At 46.7% G+C, this 16,753-nt stretch carries 17 protein-coding genes; 12 read left to right on the plus strand and 5 right to left on the minus strand.

Annotated features, from left to right (window positions below):
- The 10 genes from ACO0KY_RS09200 to ACO0KY_RS09245 all read left to right on the plus strand — a co-directional run bounded on the left by ACO0KY_RS09200 (nucleotide 1) and on the right by ACO0KY_RS09245 (nucleotide 9,720).
- Nucleotides 1-465, plus strand: coding sequence for a PaaI family thioesterase (locus ACO0KY_RS09200; RefSeq protein WP_423045452.1), 465 nt, complete (start codon nucleotides 1-3; stop codon nucleotides 463-465).
- A gap of 71 nt (nucleotides 466-536) precedes the next feature.
- Nucleotides 537-1,535, plus strand: coding sequence for an NADP-dependent oxidoreductase (locus ACO0KY_RS09205; RefSeq protein ID WP_423045454.1), 999 nt, complete (start codon nucleotides 537-539; stop codon nucleotides 1,533-1,535).
- Between the two features lie 98 nt (nucleotides 1,536-1,633).
- Complete coding sequence (locus ACO0KY_RS09210) at nucleotides 1,634-2,533, plus strand: SDR family oxidoreductase (protein ID WP_423045456.1); 900 nt, start codon at nucleotides 1,634-1,636, stop codon at nucleotides 2,531-2,533.
- A gap of 55 nt (nucleotides 2,534-2,588) precedes the next feature.
- On the plus strand, nucleotides 2,589-3,485 hold the full coding sequence (locus ACO0KY_RS09215) for an alpha/beta fold hydrolase (RefSeq protein WP_423045458.1): 897 nt from the start codon (nucleotides 2,589-2,591) through the stop codon (nucleotides 3,483-3,485).
- A 21-nt stretch (nucleotides 3,486-3,506) separates the two neighbouring features.
- The gene (locus tag ACO0KY_RS09220; RefSeq protein WP_423045460.1) at nucleotides 3,507-3,947 is read left to right on the plus strand and encodes an acyl-CoA thioesterase; all 441 of its coding nucleotides are present in this window, start codon (nucleotides 3,507-3,509) and stop codon (nucleotides 3,945-3,947) included.
- 1 nt (nucleotide 3,948) lies between these two features.
- A complete protein-coding gene (locus ACO0KY_RS09225; protein ID WP_423045462.1) occupies nucleotides 3,949-4,389 on the plus strand; it encodes a GNAT family N-acetyltransferase in 441 nt (146 codons plus the stop codon).
- A 629-nt stretch (nucleotides 4,390-5,018) separates the two neighbouring features.
- Nucleotides 5,019-6,785, plus strand: a complete 1,767-nt coding sequence (locus ACO0KY_RS09230; RefSeq protein WP_423045464.1) for a methyl-accepting chemotaxis protein — start codon at nucleotides 5,019-5,021, stop codon at nucleotides 6,783-6,785.
- Nucleotides 6,786-6,893: 108 nt separating this feature from the next.
- Entirely contained in the window at nucleotides 6,894-7,589 is a 696-nt protein-coding gene (cysC, locus tag ACO0KY_RS09235) for an adenylyl-sulfate kinase (protein ID WP_423045466.1), read from the plus strand.
- Between the two features lie 16 nt (nucleotides 7,590-7,605).
- Nucleotides 7,606-8,592, plus strand: coding sequence for a hypothetical protein (locus ACO0KY_RS09240; RefSeq protein ID WP_423045468.1), 987 nt, complete (start codon nucleotides 7,606-7,608; stop codon nucleotides 8,590-8,592).
- 66 nt (nucleotides 8,593-8,658) lie between these two features.
- On the plus strand, nucleotides 8,659-9,720 hold the full coding sequence (locus tag ACO0KY_RS09245) for a sulfotransferase family protein (RefSeq protein WP_423045470.1): 1,062 nt from the start codon (nucleotides 8,659-8,661) through the stop codon (nucleotides 9,718-9,720).
- Nucleotides 9,721-9,775: 55 nt separating this feature from the next.
- On the opposite strand, the gene ACO0KY_RS09250 is transcribed toward ACO0KY_RS09245, so the two are convergent.
- The 3 genes from ACO0KY_RS09250 to ACO0KY_RS09260 are packed head-to-tail and all read right to left on the minus strand — an operon-like array spanning nucleotide 9,776 to nucleotide 12,522.
- Nucleotides 9,776-10,399 carry a LysE family translocator gene (locus ACO0KY_RS09250; RefSeq protein WP_422989154.1) on the minus strand — a complete coding sequence of 208 codons (624 nt, stop codon included), beginning with the start codon at nucleotides 10,397-10,399 and terminating at the stop codon, nucleotides 9,776-9,778.
- A 4-nt stretch (nucleotides 10,400-10,403) separates the two neighbouring features.
- On the minus strand, nucleotides 10,404-11,210 hold the full coding sequence (locus tag ACO0KY_RS09255; RefSeq protein WP_423045472.1) for an alpha/beta fold hydrolase: 807 nt from the start codon (nucleotides 11,208-11,210) through the stop codon (nucleotides 10,404-10,406).
- Nucleotide 11,211: 1 nt separating this feature from the next.
- The gene (locus tag ACO0KY_RS09260; RefSeq protein ID WP_423045474.1) at nucleotides 11,212-12,522 is read right to left on the minus strand and encodes an O-acetylhomoserine aminocarboxypropyltransferase; all 1,311 of its coding nucleotides are present in this window, start codon (nucleotides 12,520-12,522) and stop codon (nucleotides 11,212-11,214) included.
- A 163-nt stretch (nucleotides 12,523-12,685) separates the two neighbouring features.
- Here ACO0KY_RS09260 and ACO0KY_RS09265 point away from each other — a divergent pair, with 163 nt between their 5' ends.
- Together ACO0KY_RS09265 and ACO0KY_RS09270 are read left to right on the plus strand one after the other, a co-directional pair.
- Complete coding sequence (locus ACO0KY_RS09265; RefSeq protein WP_422989148.1) at nucleotides 12,686-13,135, plus strand: CBS domain-containing protein; 450 nt, start codon at nucleotides 12,686-12,688, stop codon at nucleotides 13,133-13,135.
- An 84-nt stretch (nucleotides 13,136-13,219) separates the two neighbouring features.
- A complete protein-coding gene (locus tag ACO0KY_RS09270; protein ID WP_423045476.1) occupies nucleotides 13,220-14,212 on the plus strand; it encodes an NAD(P)/FAD-dependent oxidoreductase in 993 nt (330 codons plus the stop codon).
- Nucleotides 14,213-14,231: 19 nt separating this feature from the next.
- Here ACO0KY_RS09270 and ACO0KY_RS09275 read toward each other — a convergent pair whose 3' ends face one another.
- Together ACO0KY_RS09275 and ACO0KY_RS09280 are read right to left on the minus strand one after the other, a co-directional pair.
- Nucleotides 14,232-14,702, minus strand: coding sequence for a cupin domain-containing protein (locus ACO0KY_RS09275; protein ID WP_423045478.1), 471 nt, complete (start codon nucleotides 14,700-14,702; stop codon nucleotides 14,232-14,234).
- 56 nt (nucleotides 14,703-14,758) lie between these two features.
- Nucleotides 14,759-16,540 (minus strand): ABC transporter ATP-binding protein, encoded by a 1,782-nt coding sequence (locus tag ACO0KY_RS09280; protein ID WP_423045480.1) that lies wholly within the window; start codon nucleotides 16,538-16,540, stop codon nucleotides 14,759-14,761.
- Between the last annotated feature and the right edge of the window lie 213 nt (nucleotides 16,541-16,753).

Here is a 16,753-nt window from a genome sequence, read left to right on the forward strand (position 1 = left end):
ATGGAATCGACCAAGACTGTACAGGCTGATTTGCAACAGCCATCTCCAATTCTGAATCCTTTCTTGCATGATATGGGCGTCGAATTTCTGGAAATGGAAAATGGCACCGCAAGATTGTCGCTGGATCTCACAGAAAAACACATGAATAGTTGGCAAATTACTCATGGTGGTGTCATCATGACTTTGCTTGATGTTGTCATGGCGATGGCAGGTCGCTCTTTGCATGAAGATTTGAAAGGCGTCGTCACCGTCGAAATGAAAACCAGCTTCCTGCAACCGGGTGGTGTTGCCGGCGGTCGTATTGAAGCGCGTGGAAAAGCATTCTATCAATCGACCACGATGTGTTTTTGTGAAGGCGAAGTTTGGAATGGTGACCGGCTCATTGCTAAAGCGATGGGTACATTTAAATATTTACGTCGCCTCAAGTCTGGTGAGAATATGAAAAAATTATATGGCAGTGACTAATGTCATCGAACGAAAATCGACGAGTGGCTAAAGTCAACGTCAATCAACATTATCAAAATGAAAGAGAAAAAATGACCTCTACTTATCAACGCATTGTCCTTGCATCGCGCCCCCAAGGGCAGGTTGCCGCTGACAATTTTCGTTTAGAGACCCTGGCAATTCCTGAGATCAGCGAAGGCGAAGTTTTGATTCGCAATCATTTTTTATCCCTCGATCCTTACATGCGTGGCCGCATGGAAGATGCGAAAAGTTATGCAGCACCGCAGGCAATTGATGAGACCATGATAGGTGGCACAGTCGGCGAAGTCATCGTTAGTAAAAATCCACGCTTTGCCGTTGGTGATAAAGTTCTGGGCATGTTAGGCTGGACCGAAGTCGGTGTTTCTGACGGTGTGTTACTGCGTAAGTTAGACACGACCCATATTCCGTTGTCAGCATACCTTGGCGCGGTTGGCATGCCGGGTCTGACGGCCTGGTACGGATTAACGCAGATCATGCAGCCTAAATCAGGTGAGACCGTTGTTGTCTCCGCTGCCAGTGGTGCGGTGGGTAGCGTCGTCGGTCAACTCGCCAAACAAATGGGTTGCCGCGTGGTTGGCATTGCCGGTGGCGCGGAAAAATGTGCCTATGTAGTCAAAGAATTAGGTTTTGATGCCTGCGTTGATTATAAAGCGGGCCAATTGCACGCCGATCTGACGGCAGCAACACCAGATGGTATCGACGCGGTTTTTGAAAATGTTGGCGGCGAGATTTTTGATGCCAGTCTGGCACGCATGAATCCCTTTGGTCGTATTGCTTTGTGCGGCATGATCTCAGGCTATAACGGCGAACAGATCAGCATCAAAAATGCACGTACCTTTTTGACCATGCGTTTGACACTGCGTGGTTTTATCGTGTCCGAACATATGGATCTGTGGCCGCAAGGATTGCAGGAATTAGGTGCGCAAGTGGCAAGTGGAAAATTGAAATTCAGAGAATCAGTTGCAGAAGGAATTGATAGTGCTCCTGAGGCATTTATCGGATTGCTCAAAGGTAAAAATTTCGGCAAGCAGTTAGTGAAACTGATTTAGTAATATCGATTTAATCTGTCCTATCAGGTGTGAGAAGCAAAGGTTTTAAGGTAAAAGGAAGTACATCAGCACGACAATAAAATCAAACAGGAGACGCAATGCAAGTATTTAAAGACAGAGTTGCAGTGATCACTGGTGCGGCCAGTGGCTTTGGACGTGAGTTCGCTTTGATTGGTGCGCGCCTTGGCATGAAATTGGTGCTTGCTGATGTGCAGCAAGATGCTTTGGATAAAACCAAAGCAGAGCTAGAGCAGCAAGGAGCGCAGGTCTTGGCGCAGTTGTGTGACGTGCGCCATGCCGAACAAGTACAAGGGTTGGCAGATGCTGCAATGGAGCGCTTTGGTGCTGTACATCTGGTCTTTAATAATGCAGGTGTAGGATCCGGCGGTTTGATTTGGGAGAATACCCAGGCTGATTGGGAGTGGGTGTTAGGCGTTAACTTATGGGGTGTTATTCACGGCACCAGAATTTTCACTAATTTGATGTTCGAATGTGCCAAAAGTGATCCTCAATTTGAAGGGCATATCGTTAATACTGCATCAATGGCTGGCTTGCTGAATGCGCCAGCGATGGGTGTCTACAATGTGTCTAAACATGCCGTCGTGTCTTTGACTGAAACCTTATATCAGGATTTGGATCTGGTGGAAGCACCGATTGGCGCCTCGGTTTTATGTCCGTATTTTGTGCCAACTGGCATATCGCAGTCACATCGTAACCGTCCTGATGATGTCAAAGGGGATGCGCCCACAAGCAGTCAGCGCGCTGCTCAGGCGATTTCTGATAAGGCGGTTAGCTCAGGTAAAGTGACAGCACAAGAAGTCGCCGAAAATACCTTTAAAGCGATTCGCGATCAACAATTTTATATCTTCTCTCATCCAGGTGCTTTGAGCAATGTGCAAGAACGCATGGAAGATATTATCCTGCAAAGAAATCCAGGTGATCCTTACAAAGCTGCTCCGCATATTCGTGAAATGTTGCGCGCCAAATTAAAAATGTAAGCCCTGAAGTTGGGTCGAATATTTTTTTGCGTAACGTCTTTCAAACGGAGTTGCAATGGCAGCCACAATCAATGTTGGTCAATTCGCGAAGCTGGATAATGGAACAAAATTACATTACGCCAGTGCGGGTGAGGCGGGTCGTCCTTTAATCTTGTTCGTGCACGGTTTTCCTGAATTTTGGTATGAATGGTCTGCACAATTGCCAGAATTTGGCGAGGATTATTTTGCCGTTGCACCTGATTTGCGCGGCTTTAATTTATCAGATATGCCGACAGATATCAGTGAATACAAGGCACGGCATATCGTTAATGACTTACGTTTGTTGATTGCACATCTGGGTTATCAACAAGCGATTATCGTCGCGCATGACTGGGGTGGGGCAGTGTGCTGGAATCTTGCAATTGCACTACCAGAACTTGTGCAAAAGCTGATCATCATTAACTCTCCACATCCTTACCTGTTTATGCAGGCGCTGGCGCACGATCCAGCGCAGCAAGCCGCGAGCGAGTACATGAACTGGCTGCGAACCCCCGGTTCCGAGGATGCCTTAGCCAAAGATAATTTCTCGTTGATGGACGGTTTTTTTAATGGCATGGGTCAGGGTGAAGCAACCTGGTTTGACGCCGCAACCCGAGCGGCATATCACGCGTGCTGGTCACGCGGACTCAGTGGTGGGGTCAATTATTATCGGGCTTCTCCGCTGCATCCAGCAACCTCCGAACATCGCGGCCCCTTACAACTGTCGCTCAATCCGGATGATTTTAGGGTCAAGGTGCCGACGCGAATTATATGGGGTGAGAACGATAAGGCCTTACCTAAAACTTTGTTAGATGGCATAGAGAACTTTGTCGATAACGTAAAAATTCAACGCATCGCTGATGGTTCACATTGGGTGGTGCACGAACAGCCGGAGCGCATCAACCGCTTGATACGGCAATTTCTGAACGATTAAAAAAGCAAAGAAAGGCTAGTCATGGCGCGCCAAGATTTTGCTTTTTTCCATAGCCTGCGCGTGCGCTGGTCAGAAGTGGACATGCAGGCAATTGTGTTTAATGGTAACTACCTTAATTACTTTGATGTCGCCTTTACCGAATACTGGCGTGCTACCGGATTGTCGAATGCGGTAACACAAGCCGCCGATGGAAAGGAGCTTTTTGCCAGAAAAGCGAGTCTGGATTATTTTTCACCAGCGCGTTTTGACGATGTGCTGGATCTGGGGGTAAGGTGCAATAAATTAGGGCGTTCGTCGATGCAATTTATCGTGGAGATATTTCGGGGTGACGCGCATTTGATTTCCGGTGAGCTTGTGTATGTCTACGCCGATAGCACTTTGCGTAAGGGCGTTGCGGTTCCAGATGAATGGCGTGAGATAATACACACTCTGGAAATCATCAAACCCTCGGGAGGAAATTGACATGACAACTTTGAATTCAGGCGTAAATATTGTCCTCGGAGATTGGAGTACTTTACAAAAAGACGCACAGGCGGTGCGATATGCGGTTTTTGTCGTAGAGCAAAAAATACCCGCCGAGTTGGAATGGGATGTGATGGACGCTCAATGTTTGCATGCCGTAGCCTATGATGCACAGCAACAAGCCATAGGTACTGGACGTTTATTGCCAGACGGACATATTGGCAGAATGGCCGTGTTGGGAAGTGCCCGTAATTTAGGGGTTGGCGCAGATATTCTTCGCTTGCTGATGAGGCAGGCAAAGTTGCGTGGCGACACCACAGTGCGTCTGAATGCGCAACAAACTGCCGAGAAATTTTATGCCAGAGAAGGTTTTGTGCGCGATGGCGAGATTTTTATGGAAGCAGGTATCGCCCATATATGCATGGCGCATCAGTTCAAATAATCAAGTTGCTTCAAATCTCTCAGGTCGATCTGATGCGTCCCTCGCTTTTCTTCGGGGAATGTCAGATTGACCAGCAGTTCATCATTCCTTTCTATGTTCATATCTGGCGAAAAGAACATCTGACGCCTTCACGTTCGCACCAGAAATTACGGCGTCCTTGAACTCAAAATCCCCTTCATTTTGAATGTTAATTCATTCTCAGTTCTGGCTTGACCTTCCCTCGTAACGATATTTTTTCCTCTTTTTGGTCATTCCATATTCATATTCGTAATATTGATATAAGAATGTTGAACACTGTGTCTTCGTGAACTATTGTTATTGGGAAAGATTCTTTTTGGTATTGAACGTCATCGAAAAAAATTAATCGCTTGTCAAATGTGAATAGAAGAAGCGTTTTGAATGCCAGATAAATTTATTTGAATTTTTGTAACGATGTTGTCAATTAAATATTGTTGTTATATAAAATTTTAGTATTATTAAATTCACTATTCTTATTTGAAACAAATTTGCGCTTATAGTTGCCTCTCTCGCTTAGGTCATAGCGTTTAGATGTGGAAAATGAATGCTCATTTGTTTGAATTGAATTACTTAGTATTCTTTGTCTTACTTCTTCTGCCTTAGGATTAATCATGAAAATCGAAGATACAAAAGTGTCGACCCGCCTCATTGCAGGTTTTGGGCTCGTCCTCGGCTTTCTGCTGTTAGTACTTGGTTTAGGCGTTATGAATTTGCAACAAATGCATGCGCGTATGGATCAAATCGTTAAATTTAATGATGAAGAGACGAGATTAGCGCGTGTCATGTACCTCACTGTGACAGAGCGGGCGCTTGCTCTGCGCAATTTAATTTTGCTGAAAGAGGAAGAAGGAAAAAAAATTGAGCATGAACGCATCCTGACCCAACAAAAAAAATATCATGATGCGGCTGATCAACTGGAAGTCATATTGAAGAAAGATCCGGAGCCTAGTGCGTTGCAATTGGGTTTGCTTAAGGAGATAAAAGAGCAAGCTGCTTTGTCCGAGCCATACATCGCAAAAGGTATGGAACTCGCTCTGAATGGGCAGTCTGAAGAAGCGTATAAGTATCTGCGTTACCAATACCGGCCAGTGCAAAAAAAATGGTGGGATCAGATTAACGCGTTTATTGATGACGAAGAAAGCCAAAATAAGGTGGCGGTCAAAGAAGCTGAGGATCAATATGTTTCTACCAGAAATACAATGCTTATCTTGGGTGTATTGGCGTTATTGGTAGGCACTTTAGGTGCGTGGTTAATCGTTCGCAGTTTATTGAAACAATTGGGTGGTGAGCCACGCTATGCAGTGCAAATTGCTGAAAAAATTGCCGCTGGCGACTTAAGTATGGAAATACGTCTAGAACATGGGGATGAACATAGTCTGATGCATGCTATGAACGCGATGCGCAATGGCTTGTCCGATATCGTTGGCATGGTTCGCACTGGTACGGAGACTATAGCTACTGCTTCTAAGCAGATTGCTTCAGGCAACATGGACTTGTCATCCAGATCAGAGCAACAAGCGGGATCGCTGGAAGAAACCGCCTCTTCAATGGAAGAATTAACCTCCACCGTGAAACAGAATGCAGATAGCGCGCGTCAAGCTAATCAGTTGGCGATGTCTGCTTCCGATGTGGCTGTCAAAGGTGGTCATGTTGTTAGTGAGGTTGTACAAACGATGGGATCGATCAACGATTCCTCGCACAAAATTGTCGACATCATCGGCGTCATCGATAGCATTGCATTTCAAACCAATATTTTGGCGTTAAATGCAGCGGTAGAGGCGGCCAGAGCCGGTGAGCAAGGGCGTGGTTTTGCGGTAGTTGCTTCCGAAGTCCGAAGCCTGGCGCAACGCTCTGCCGAAGCTGCCAGAGAAATTAAGAAGCTGATTGATGATTCTGTCAATAAAGTAGCAACAGGCACAAAACTTGTCGATCAAGCTGGCGTCACTATGGAAGAAATAGTCACAAGCATACAAAAAGTGACGGGTATCATGAGCGAAATTATGCTGGCGACGCAGGAGCAAACGGCAGGCATAGAACAAATTAATGAAGCAATTGTCCAGATGGACGACGTTACACAGCAAAATGCGGCCTTAGTCGAAGAGGCGGCTGCAGCGGCTACCGCCTTACAGGATCAAGCTGACAATTTAAGTGAATTGGTCAGTACCTTCCAGTTGGCTGGTAATCAGCAAGGATCTGTGTTGGCAAACGCCATGCATGAAGCGGTCCCCAAAAGTGATGTACGTAAAGTTGTTCCTTTAGTCAAAAAAGCAGAATCTAAAGTAAAAAGCACAGCACCATTGAAACAGATTAAACGTCTTGCCAACACAAAGGCATCTAATTCTCATAATCAGGTAATGGAAGATTGGGATGAGTTTTAGCGAAGGTATTCAGTAAGATTTAGACGAATGAAAAAAACATCAGTCGTCTAAATCTTAGAGGCAATGGTATAGCAACGCAATTTCAAGAAATTAACTGGGGTATTGGCCATGCAAACATCTCTCAACCTGGTAAATACTTTTGCCGATACCAAGACGGCAGAGGTGAAACGTGAGACGTTTGGTCGCTTTGTGACCAACGCCAATGCTCATACAGAAAATATCACTTGGCACTACGCCAGCGTGACTTCAGCTGTAAAACAGCATTCTTTGCAGCAAGTGTCTGTGACCTTGTGGTTGACGGGACTAAGTGCCTCTGGTAAGTCGAGTATCGCATGTGCCTTGGATGATTTATTGATAAGGCGCGGCTATCACAGCGCCGTGTTGGATGGTGACAATTTGCGACATCATCTAAACAGTGATTTAGGCTTTTCAGCCACAGACAGACGGGAAAATATCCGGCGTACGGCAGAAGTCGCACATTTATTTAATGAAGCTGGCATGATAGCTATCACCGCTTTAATTTCCCCGCATAAGGCGGATCGCGAGATGGCTCGAGCGATTATTGGTGAGCAGCGATTTTTGGAAGTGTACGTTAGTGCATCGGTTTCTAAATGTGAGGAACGGGACCCTAAAGGTTTATACGTCAAAGCGCGACAAGGAAGAATCCCTGAATTCACGGGCATTTCCGCTCCCTATGAAGCGCCACAAGCTCCAGCATTAGAAATCAACACCGAAAACACGACTATCGAAGCCGCGGCTGAGCAATTGTTTAATTTTCTTGTGGGGCAAGCTTATCTCAAGTAGCGGAGCGCGGCCTATCATGGACAGTATTTCCGAATCTAAGCCAGTTTGTTATGACATCTTTAATGGTGATGCAGATGGGATTTGCGCCTTGCATCAACTGCGGATGGCATTCCCGCAAGAGGCCATTGAAGTTACCGGTGTCAAACGTGATATTGCTTTACTAGAAAAAATTCAGGTGCGTGCGGGTGATCATCTGACCGTACTCGATATTTCACTCGATACCAATGTGGATGCCTTGCGCCGACATTTAGACGCCGGTGCCTTCGTCACGTATTTTGATCACCATGAAGCAAAGTCAGCTTTTCAGCATCCACGTCTGGAAATGCATTGGAGTGCAGCAAGAGATGTTTGCACCAGCATTTTGGTCAGTCGGTTTCTGGAAGATCGTTATGTGATGTGGGCCATTGTTGCGGCATTTGGTGACAACCTGATTCACACTGCAAATGGCATGTGTATGCAGCAGGGGTTAACCTGGGTCGATCGCGGACAATTGCAAGAATTAGGCAAATTGCTTAATTACAATGCCTATGGTGAGCAGTTGTCCGATTTGCACGTACACCCAGCCGAGTTGTATCGCGAAGTGCATCGGTTTGCAAATCCATTCGATTTTATTCGCAGTTCTCCGCATTTTTTAGCTTTGCAATTTGCGTATGCAGAAGAGCTGACTTATTTAAATGACTTGCATCCGGTCGAAGTCAGAAAACAAAGCATTATTTATATTTTGCCAGATGCTTCCTGGTCCAGACGAATTTCAGGTTTGCTGGCGAATAAACTGCACGAGGAACAGAGAGAATTCTCTTTTGCGGTGCTGACTCCTAAAACAACTGGCGGTTACGTTGTGAGCGTGCGTTCCGCTCATCCCGAGGCGAAGCCTGCCAGTGAGTTTTGTTCTACTTTCCCGCAAGGCGGGGGGCGCCAATTAGCGGCGGGGATTAATCATTTAGAAGTAGCTGAGGTTGAACAGTTTTTCAGGCGTTTCTTTGAGTATTTCGAAGACATTTAGTACAGGCTGCTAAGACAGATAGCTGGCTGTGCTTTCGTTTAACTACAACATACAACGGAGTTAGTCATGCTTGATGCAGAAGTTATTACTCGGCGCCCAGAGATTGCGAACCCACAAACAAGACCACGGCCAGTTTTGATGATACCGTTGCGGCGCTGCGGTAGCCACGCTCTACGTTTGCGCCTCAATAACAGCCCGCAATTTTATTCTCCCTATCCTTTGCATATTGTTGATTTCATGCCTTTACTGGCGAAGTATGGCGATCTTTCCGTTGATCGCCAATATTTTCAGCTTATTGTCGATGTCATCGGCTTGCAATCCGTCAGTATGGTGAAGTGGAAGGATATTGTCTTCGATCCGGTAGAAATTTTCGAAAAAATTCAACATGAACAACGTAGCGTTCATCGCATATTGGGAGAGTTGTTGCTTAGAGCCGGTGAGCAACATGGTGCTTCGGTGGTGATGGATAAGTCTTTGGACAGTGTCCGCTATGCCGATGAATTACTCAGTCTCTTTCCTGATATGCTATTTCTCAACGTGGTACGAGATCCAAGGGCACAGGTGGCGTCGATGAATCGCGCCATTATTCATGATTATGATTCAACCTTGAATGCTTTGACATGGGTGGAGGCACATACAATCGCGCGACAACTTGTAGTTCATTATCCTGATCGCGTTCTAACGATACGTTATGAGGATTTTTTAAATAACCAGGAAATCGTACTACGCCGGATTTGTTTGTTTTTCGGTATCGACTTTTTGCCAGAAATGCTCGATGTATCACATTCAATGGAAGCGCAACAAATTTCGCAGTTATCAGCATTATGGGAAACCAATAGTTTTCCACCAGTGATGGCGAATAAAGATAAATTCAAACAACAATTGAGCATGCAGGAGATCGAAATTATCGAATACTTGTGCCGTGATTTTATGGACTTGTATGGATACGAAATGATGACCGAAGCTAAGATTCAAGTGACAGAGGGGATGGTCTCAGCGGCAAAAGAACAATCAGCCGCTACACGTTTGCAAGCATGGGCTAGCCTGAAGGAAAATAATTTTAAAGACTTTGTGTTGCGGCAATTCCGCGCTGATTATCTGACACAATTGCGTTTAAGGAATAATTAATCACCATTATTACTTTAATTCGCCTCAGAATTAAATAGTTCTGAGGCGCGGCAGATCAAACTACAGCGATAAGAACTCCGGCTGTCAGCACTAAACTGCCAGCGATACGCTCGGTGATTAAAGCGTATTTTTCCTGCGTCGCCAGATGACTCGCCTTACTTGCCAACATGCCGTATCCGAGTAAGATAAAAAATTCTGGAATAATCGAACACGCAGCGAGGATCAGCATTTGTAGGCCGATTGGTTTTAAGGGATCGATAAATTGCGGCAAAATCGCGACAAACGTCAGCATGCTTTTGGGATTGGTCAGCTGCAGCATCAAGGCCTTGCCAAAAATCGTCTTTCCCGATTCGGGCTGATCGTCGATACGAGAGAGGGTGATTGGCGATGGCCTGCCAAAAATCGCCGATAAACCCAGATACACCAGATAGGCCGCGCCAAGGTATTTAATCCCCATGAAGATATACGGAGATGCCAATAACGCGCCACCTAGACCGGTCGCCGAGAGAGTGAAAAAAATTGCGTTGCCGACCAGAATGCCCAGCGTCACAAATAATGACTTTTGCCATCCACGCGCAATACCATACGCCACCACCATCATCACCGCTGGTCCTGGTGATAAGGACATCGCTGCTTCGGTGACGGTGAATAGCGCCCAACTTTCAAATGTCATCGCCATCCGCTTACGCCTTTACAAATTGGAGTAAGGTATTGAGTACCGCTTCTGATTGCTCAGACATCATTGAGTGTCCACAGTTATCCAGTATCACAGTTTTGCCGTGGGTGATGATCTTGGTCAGCGTGCCTGTTGCTTTGGGTGGCGTCATCATGTCTTTTTTACCGATCAAAAATAAGGTCGGACATTGCACGGTTTGTGCTGCTGCTTCGCCATTTTTGTAGGCGTTGCAGGCGAAGAAATCGGTATAAAACAGTTTGTCAGGATTGATTTTGGACATTCTTTGCATCAGTCGCTGACTGCCGCCGAGCACAGAAAAACCTGGGCCGGGAAATGAAGGTTTGTGTGCAATAGAAGTGTGTGACCAGATGTTGACCATATCGATCGCTGTCTGCTCCTCGTCACGCGCTGCATTGAGTAGCGTATCAGAGACTTTCATTGGATAGGCTGTTCCCAACAAGCACAAACATTTTACGCGATCTTTCGCTTTGGCGCAGGTTTCCAGAGCAATCAATGATCCCATGCTATGCCCGACCAAGGTTGCCTCAGGGATGTGCGCTGCATCTAATAAAGCGATCAACCAGTCAGCCATTTGCTCGACGGAAGTCAGCGCAGCGCCCTTGCTGCGGCCATGTCCAGGCAGATCAACTGCAAGGACGTTATAGCCATGGTGTGCAAAATAACGGCTTTGCAGTGCCCAGACCGAGTGGTCATTTTGGGCGCCGTGAATGAAGACCACAGTTGGTAGTGCTGGGTTCAGAGATTTGCCGCCGGTATAGCAATAGGCTTCTTGCTGATTGACTTGAAATAACATCTCAGGCTCCTTTTTGGGCTGCTTTCAAGCCACGGGTCAAATCTTCAATCAAATCGTCTACATTTTCCAGACCGACGGATAATCGCATCGTACCTTCTGTAATGCCTGAAGCACTGAGTTGCTCTGCTGGGACACGGAAATGGGTGGTAGAGGCCGGGTGGATGACCAGTGATTTGGCATCGCCAACATTCGCCAGATGCGAGAAGATATTGAGTGATTCGACAAAGCGCTGACCTGCGGCGCGGTCACCTTTGAGATTAAATGAAAATACCGCGCCACAACCTTTTGGTAACAAGGTTTTCGCCAGTTCGTAATCAGGATGTGAAGGCAATTCTGGATAGGATACCGACGCCACTGCTGGGTGGGAAGCTAGGAACTCGACCACTTTACGGGTATTGGCGACATGTCTGTCCATGCGCAAGCCTAAGGTTTCTATGCCTTGCAAAATCGCAAAAGCATTGTGTGGGCTCATACACGCACCAAAGTCACGCAAGCCTTCACGGCGTGCCCGTAATGAAAACGCTGCTACGGTTGATTCTTCAGTAAATACCATGCCATGGAAACCGTCATAGGGTTCACATAACTCACTAAAGCGGCCGGTTTTTTCATAGGCTTCTTGCCAGTCAAAGGTGCCGCCGTCGACTAGCAAGCCACCAATGGCCGTACCATGACCGCACAAAAATTTTGTTGCTGAATGGAATACCAGATCCGCACCAAGATCAAAAGGACGAAGTAAATACGGTGTCGTAAACGTCGAGTCAACCATCAGTGGCAGATAGTTTTCATGTGCGATGGCAGCAACGGCAGGAATATTCAACACGTCTAATCCTGGGTTGCCTAAGGTCTCGGCGAACAATGCTTTGGTATTCGGGCGAATTGCATTGCGCCACGCGTCCATATCACGCGGATCGACGAAGGTAGTTTCTATGCCGAAACGTTTCATGGTGTAAGCCAACAAATTTTGTGAGCCACCGTACAAAGCACGCGAGGCAACAATATGTGAGCCTGCTCCAGCTATGGTTGACAGACCGAGATGCATGGCTGACTGTCCGCTCGCAACTGCAATCCCGGCGACACCGCCTTCTAATGCTGCAATGCGTTCTTCTAGTACGGCGTTAGTTGGATTGGAAATGCGCGAATACACATGGCCAGCACGTTCCATATTAAATAGAGACGCCGCCTGATCTGAATCCTTAAAAACGTAAGATGAAGTGAGGTAAATCGGCGTTGCCCGGGCGCCCGTTGCCGGGTCAGGTGCTGCACCTGCGTGCAAGGACAGGGTATCAAAGCCGGGATAGTGTGGGCCGCTCATAAACTGGTATCTCCAAATTGTGATGCCGCAATGCTACCATTAACGTCACAAAATGAAATTGTGTTTTCGGTAGGAAAAAGTGTGAACATGCTGGATTTTTTGCATCGCTTACGATACATTGGAATACAGTTTCATAAAACACAGAAAACAGGAGGAGCATGCCATGAAAGTTTCTGAAATACTCCAGGTAAAGGGTAATATTCTTTTTACTATTACACCGGACACGCCGATCACTGAAGCCGTGAGTGTGATGGAAGAAAAAGATATAGGCTCTCTGGTTGTCATGGAGTACGGTGATCTCGCCGGTATTTTGACCTTCCGTGAGGTGATCCGTGCGATTCACTCCAATAATGGCGCGCTGGGGACTGGTACTGTGCGTAAATATATGGATGATCATCCGATTACCGTCACACCCGAGACCGAAGTCAATGAAGTACGCCGTATGATGCTGGAAAAGCACTCACGTTATCTGCCAGTCATGGATGCTAAAACCTTGCTGGGCGTGATTTCATTTTATGACGTCGCCAAAGCAGTGCTTGAAGCGCAAAGTTTCGAAAATAAAATGCTCAAAGCCTACATTCGTGATTGGCCAGCAGAACAGAATGAAGAGTAAGCAAACAATGTTTTTTAATTGAACATAACGCCCGCACAGAGATTGTCGCGGGCGTTTTTTATTGTCTCAAATGAGGAATTACATATGCATATCGCCGTCGTAGGGGCAGGGTTATCGGGCTTGACCGCAGCACGTCAATTACAATCGCAAGGTCACCATGTGACCGTCTATGAAAAAAGCGCTGGAGTAAGTGGTCGTATGAGTACCCGCCAAACTGAGTTAGGTGGATTTGACCATGGCGCACAATATTTCACGGCAAGTACAGATCGATTTAAAAAAGAAATCAGCGATTGGAAAAAATCTGGCTGGGTCACAGCCTGGGATGAGAAATTAGTTTCGCTTGATCATGGAACTGTAAAGCCTGCAGGTAAATCAGCAACACGCTACGTTGCGACACCAGGTATGAATGCGTTGGGAAAACAACTTGCGCATGGTCTGGATGTCAGAAAAGAGCAGCAAGTTATGGCTTTAGAAGCTTATGGCGATCAGTGGCTTCTGAAAGTGCAAGCCGATACCGTTTGCATTCCTGCTTCTGCAGGTCCATTTGATGCAGTAATTCTGGCAATTCCTGCTGATCAGGCCGCAGCTTTGTTGCATGAGTTTCCAAAGTTTGAAGCGCAAGCAAATAAAGCGAAGTTGGCACCGTGCTGGGCGCTGATGTTGGGTTTTCAGACATCGCTAGACTTGCCCTATGGCGGCGCTTGGGTCAATCAATCTCGTTTGTCATGGATTGCCAGAGATACGTCAAAGCCTGAGCACAGAGCAGGGGAGCGATGGGTTGCTCATGCATCACAAGCCTGGAGCATTGAGCATCTGGAAGAGGAGCCGGAACGTGCCAAAGAAAAATTGCTCAAAGCTTTTCACGAGGCAACTGGCTCCTGGATACAGCCTATCCATGCTGTCGTACATCGCTGGCGTTTTGCGCAAGCTGAACATCCATTGCCTCAAGACTGCATGTGGGATGCTAAGCGCAAAGTCGGCGTCTGTGGCGACTGGTTCGCAGCAGGGCTGGAAGGCAGTGGCCGGGTTGAAAATGCCTTCCTTAGTGCTTTAGCTTTAGCAAAATCGCTTAGCTAAATCGTCACTTTTATACATTTCATTGCAACATCTTGGCAAGCCCGCGTGCGGGCTTGCCTGCATCGTAAATAGTCCAGCTTTTACGAACATGATCAGGGACATTCCAAACAGCAACCGTTCCGGCGCGGAATAGCACAGTTTCACCGGCATTGACTGTAAATTCTTTGCCTTGGTAGTTGAGGCGAACGCTACCATCAAGAATGTAGACCGCCTCGTCAAACTGGTAATGCCATTCAAACGTCGAAGCGTCACACTCAAATATCCCAGAGCTGATTGTGCCGTCGCTAGATTTGAAAAATTCATTTGCCCGGAAATTTGGCGTGCCAGACTTTACCCATGTCGGATCAACATGAAATGGCGTCAGGTGGAGTTTGACTGCTTCTGAACTTGGGGCTGGCATTTTCGAAACATGCCGGATTGCTTGGTAGGCGACAAATCCTGTCAGAGTAATGATGCCGCCTGCAATAGCCGCTTTGATTCTGGTTTTCATGCACAATGTAACGAAATGTATAAAGTGTGCATGGTAGCGTAAGATTTGATTTTTTGCTACTGTTTCTCACCAGTTTGAAGTCTCCATAAGCTTGTATAGCCAGTATTGAGTGCCAATAACTCTTCGTGTGTGCCGCTTTCCACGATGCGACCTGCTTCTAGTAAGTGAATGCAATCGGCCTGACGAACTGTCGATAGGCGGTGCGCAATGACGATCGTTGTGCGATTGCGACTAACTACGTCCAGACTGCGTTGTATCGCTGCTTCTGTTTCATTATCAACCGCACTGGTTGCTTCATCCAATATCAGAATTGGCGGATTTTTGAGTATGGCCCGCGCCAACGCTAAACGCTGACGCTGACCGCCAGACAATTTTTGCCCACGCTCTCCAATCCGGGTCGCAAAACCCAATGGCAATTTGTTGATGAATTCGCTCGCTTCGGCAGCTTGTGCCGCAGCGGCAATTGCTTCGTCGCTGACGTGATGCATGCCGTAAGCAATATTGTCAGCAATCGTCCCATCGGTTAAAAAGCTATCTTGGGCGACATAACCAATCACGCGCCGTAAATCTTGTAAGTTCAAGCTATCTGTCGGTATGCCATCAAGCAAAATGCGTCCATGTTGTGGTGTGTAAAACCGCAGTAGTAACTTCACCAGCGTTGATTTACCCGAGCCAGTGGAGCCAACAAAGGCAACTGTTTTACCAGCAGGGATGCGCAAATTGATGTCTTGCAAAGTGATTTGGTCACCGTAAGAAAAGCCAACATGTTCAAATTGCAGTTCGCCTTTGACCGTTGCTGGAGTCAGGTGTTGGCCTTCATAACTGATGCTGATCTTGGTATCGAGCAGATTCATAGCGCGATCTATCGCAGACATGGACCGTTGATACATATCCGCTACATCTGCGAGGGCTGTCATTGGCCACAATAAACGTTGCGTCAGGTACACCAGCACAGAGTAAGCGCCGATTGCTAAATCGCCATGCAGCGTCAGCCAGCCGCCGTAGACCAGCGTAGCGGTAAAGCCAGCGAGAATCGCCATGCGAATGACAGGGGTGATCGCCGAGCTGATGGCGATGGCTCTGGCGTTTGCTTCACGATAATTATTGCTGGCTTCGGCGATGTGATTTTTCTCAAAATCCTCTGTCGCAAATGCTTTGATCGTAGCTAGACCGAGCAAATTATTATTGAGTCTGGCACTGACATCGCCCGCCGCTTCACGCACTTCCGCATAGCGAGGTGCTAAGCTCCTTTGAAACCAAAATGCACCAAACAAAATAGCTGGTACTGGCAACAAGGAAATTACTGCCAATGACGGCTGCAGTGCAAAGAATACGGCACTCACCATAATGGAAGAACAGACGACCTGAATGATTTGATTTGCGCCGCCATTTAAAAAACGTTCCATCTGGTTGATGTCTTCGTTTAACACTGACATTAAATTTCCGGTACGTTGATTTTCAAAATACGCCATTTCTAATTTCTGCACATGGTCGTAAGTGTCTAGTCGCAAGTCGTGCTGTAGATTTTGTGCGAGTTTTCGCCATTTCAATGACAGTAGATACTCAAACCACGATTCGCCACCCCATATCAGAGCGTTGACGAGCCCCAAAAAAATCAATTGATGCCATGTGTCGACTATGCCGAATCCGCCTAGTACACGTTTTGCTAAAAAACTTTTATCGCCATTGACGACAATATCCACCGCAATACCAATCAGGACTTCTGGCAGGATATCGAAAAATTTATTCAACACCGAATACAGTGCTGCAAGACGAAAGTCGGAACGATATTGCTTCGCGTAGTGAAGAAGTTTTTTCAGTGGGTGGGTTGGTGGCATAGTGGGCAGATGAAGATTCTTATTGGTATGTTGGAAGGGGCGCTGAGGGATAGATTCTACCGTGACTGATATTTTGATGCAGCAACCAAGTCTTGATGTTAGGCGCGCCCACGAGCTTGTATTTCAGATTGGCCTTGCAGATAATTGATGCATACTCCGCCTGATTTTAAAAAAAATACCCACACGTCATAGAGATCATGTGGGCATTTTTTT

It is taken from the genome of Undibacterium sp. Dicai25W, from assembly GCF_049340505.1.
GTDB lineage: Bacteria > Pseudomonadota > Gammaproteobacteria > Burkholderiales > Burkholderiaceae_D > Undibacterium > Undibacterium jejuense.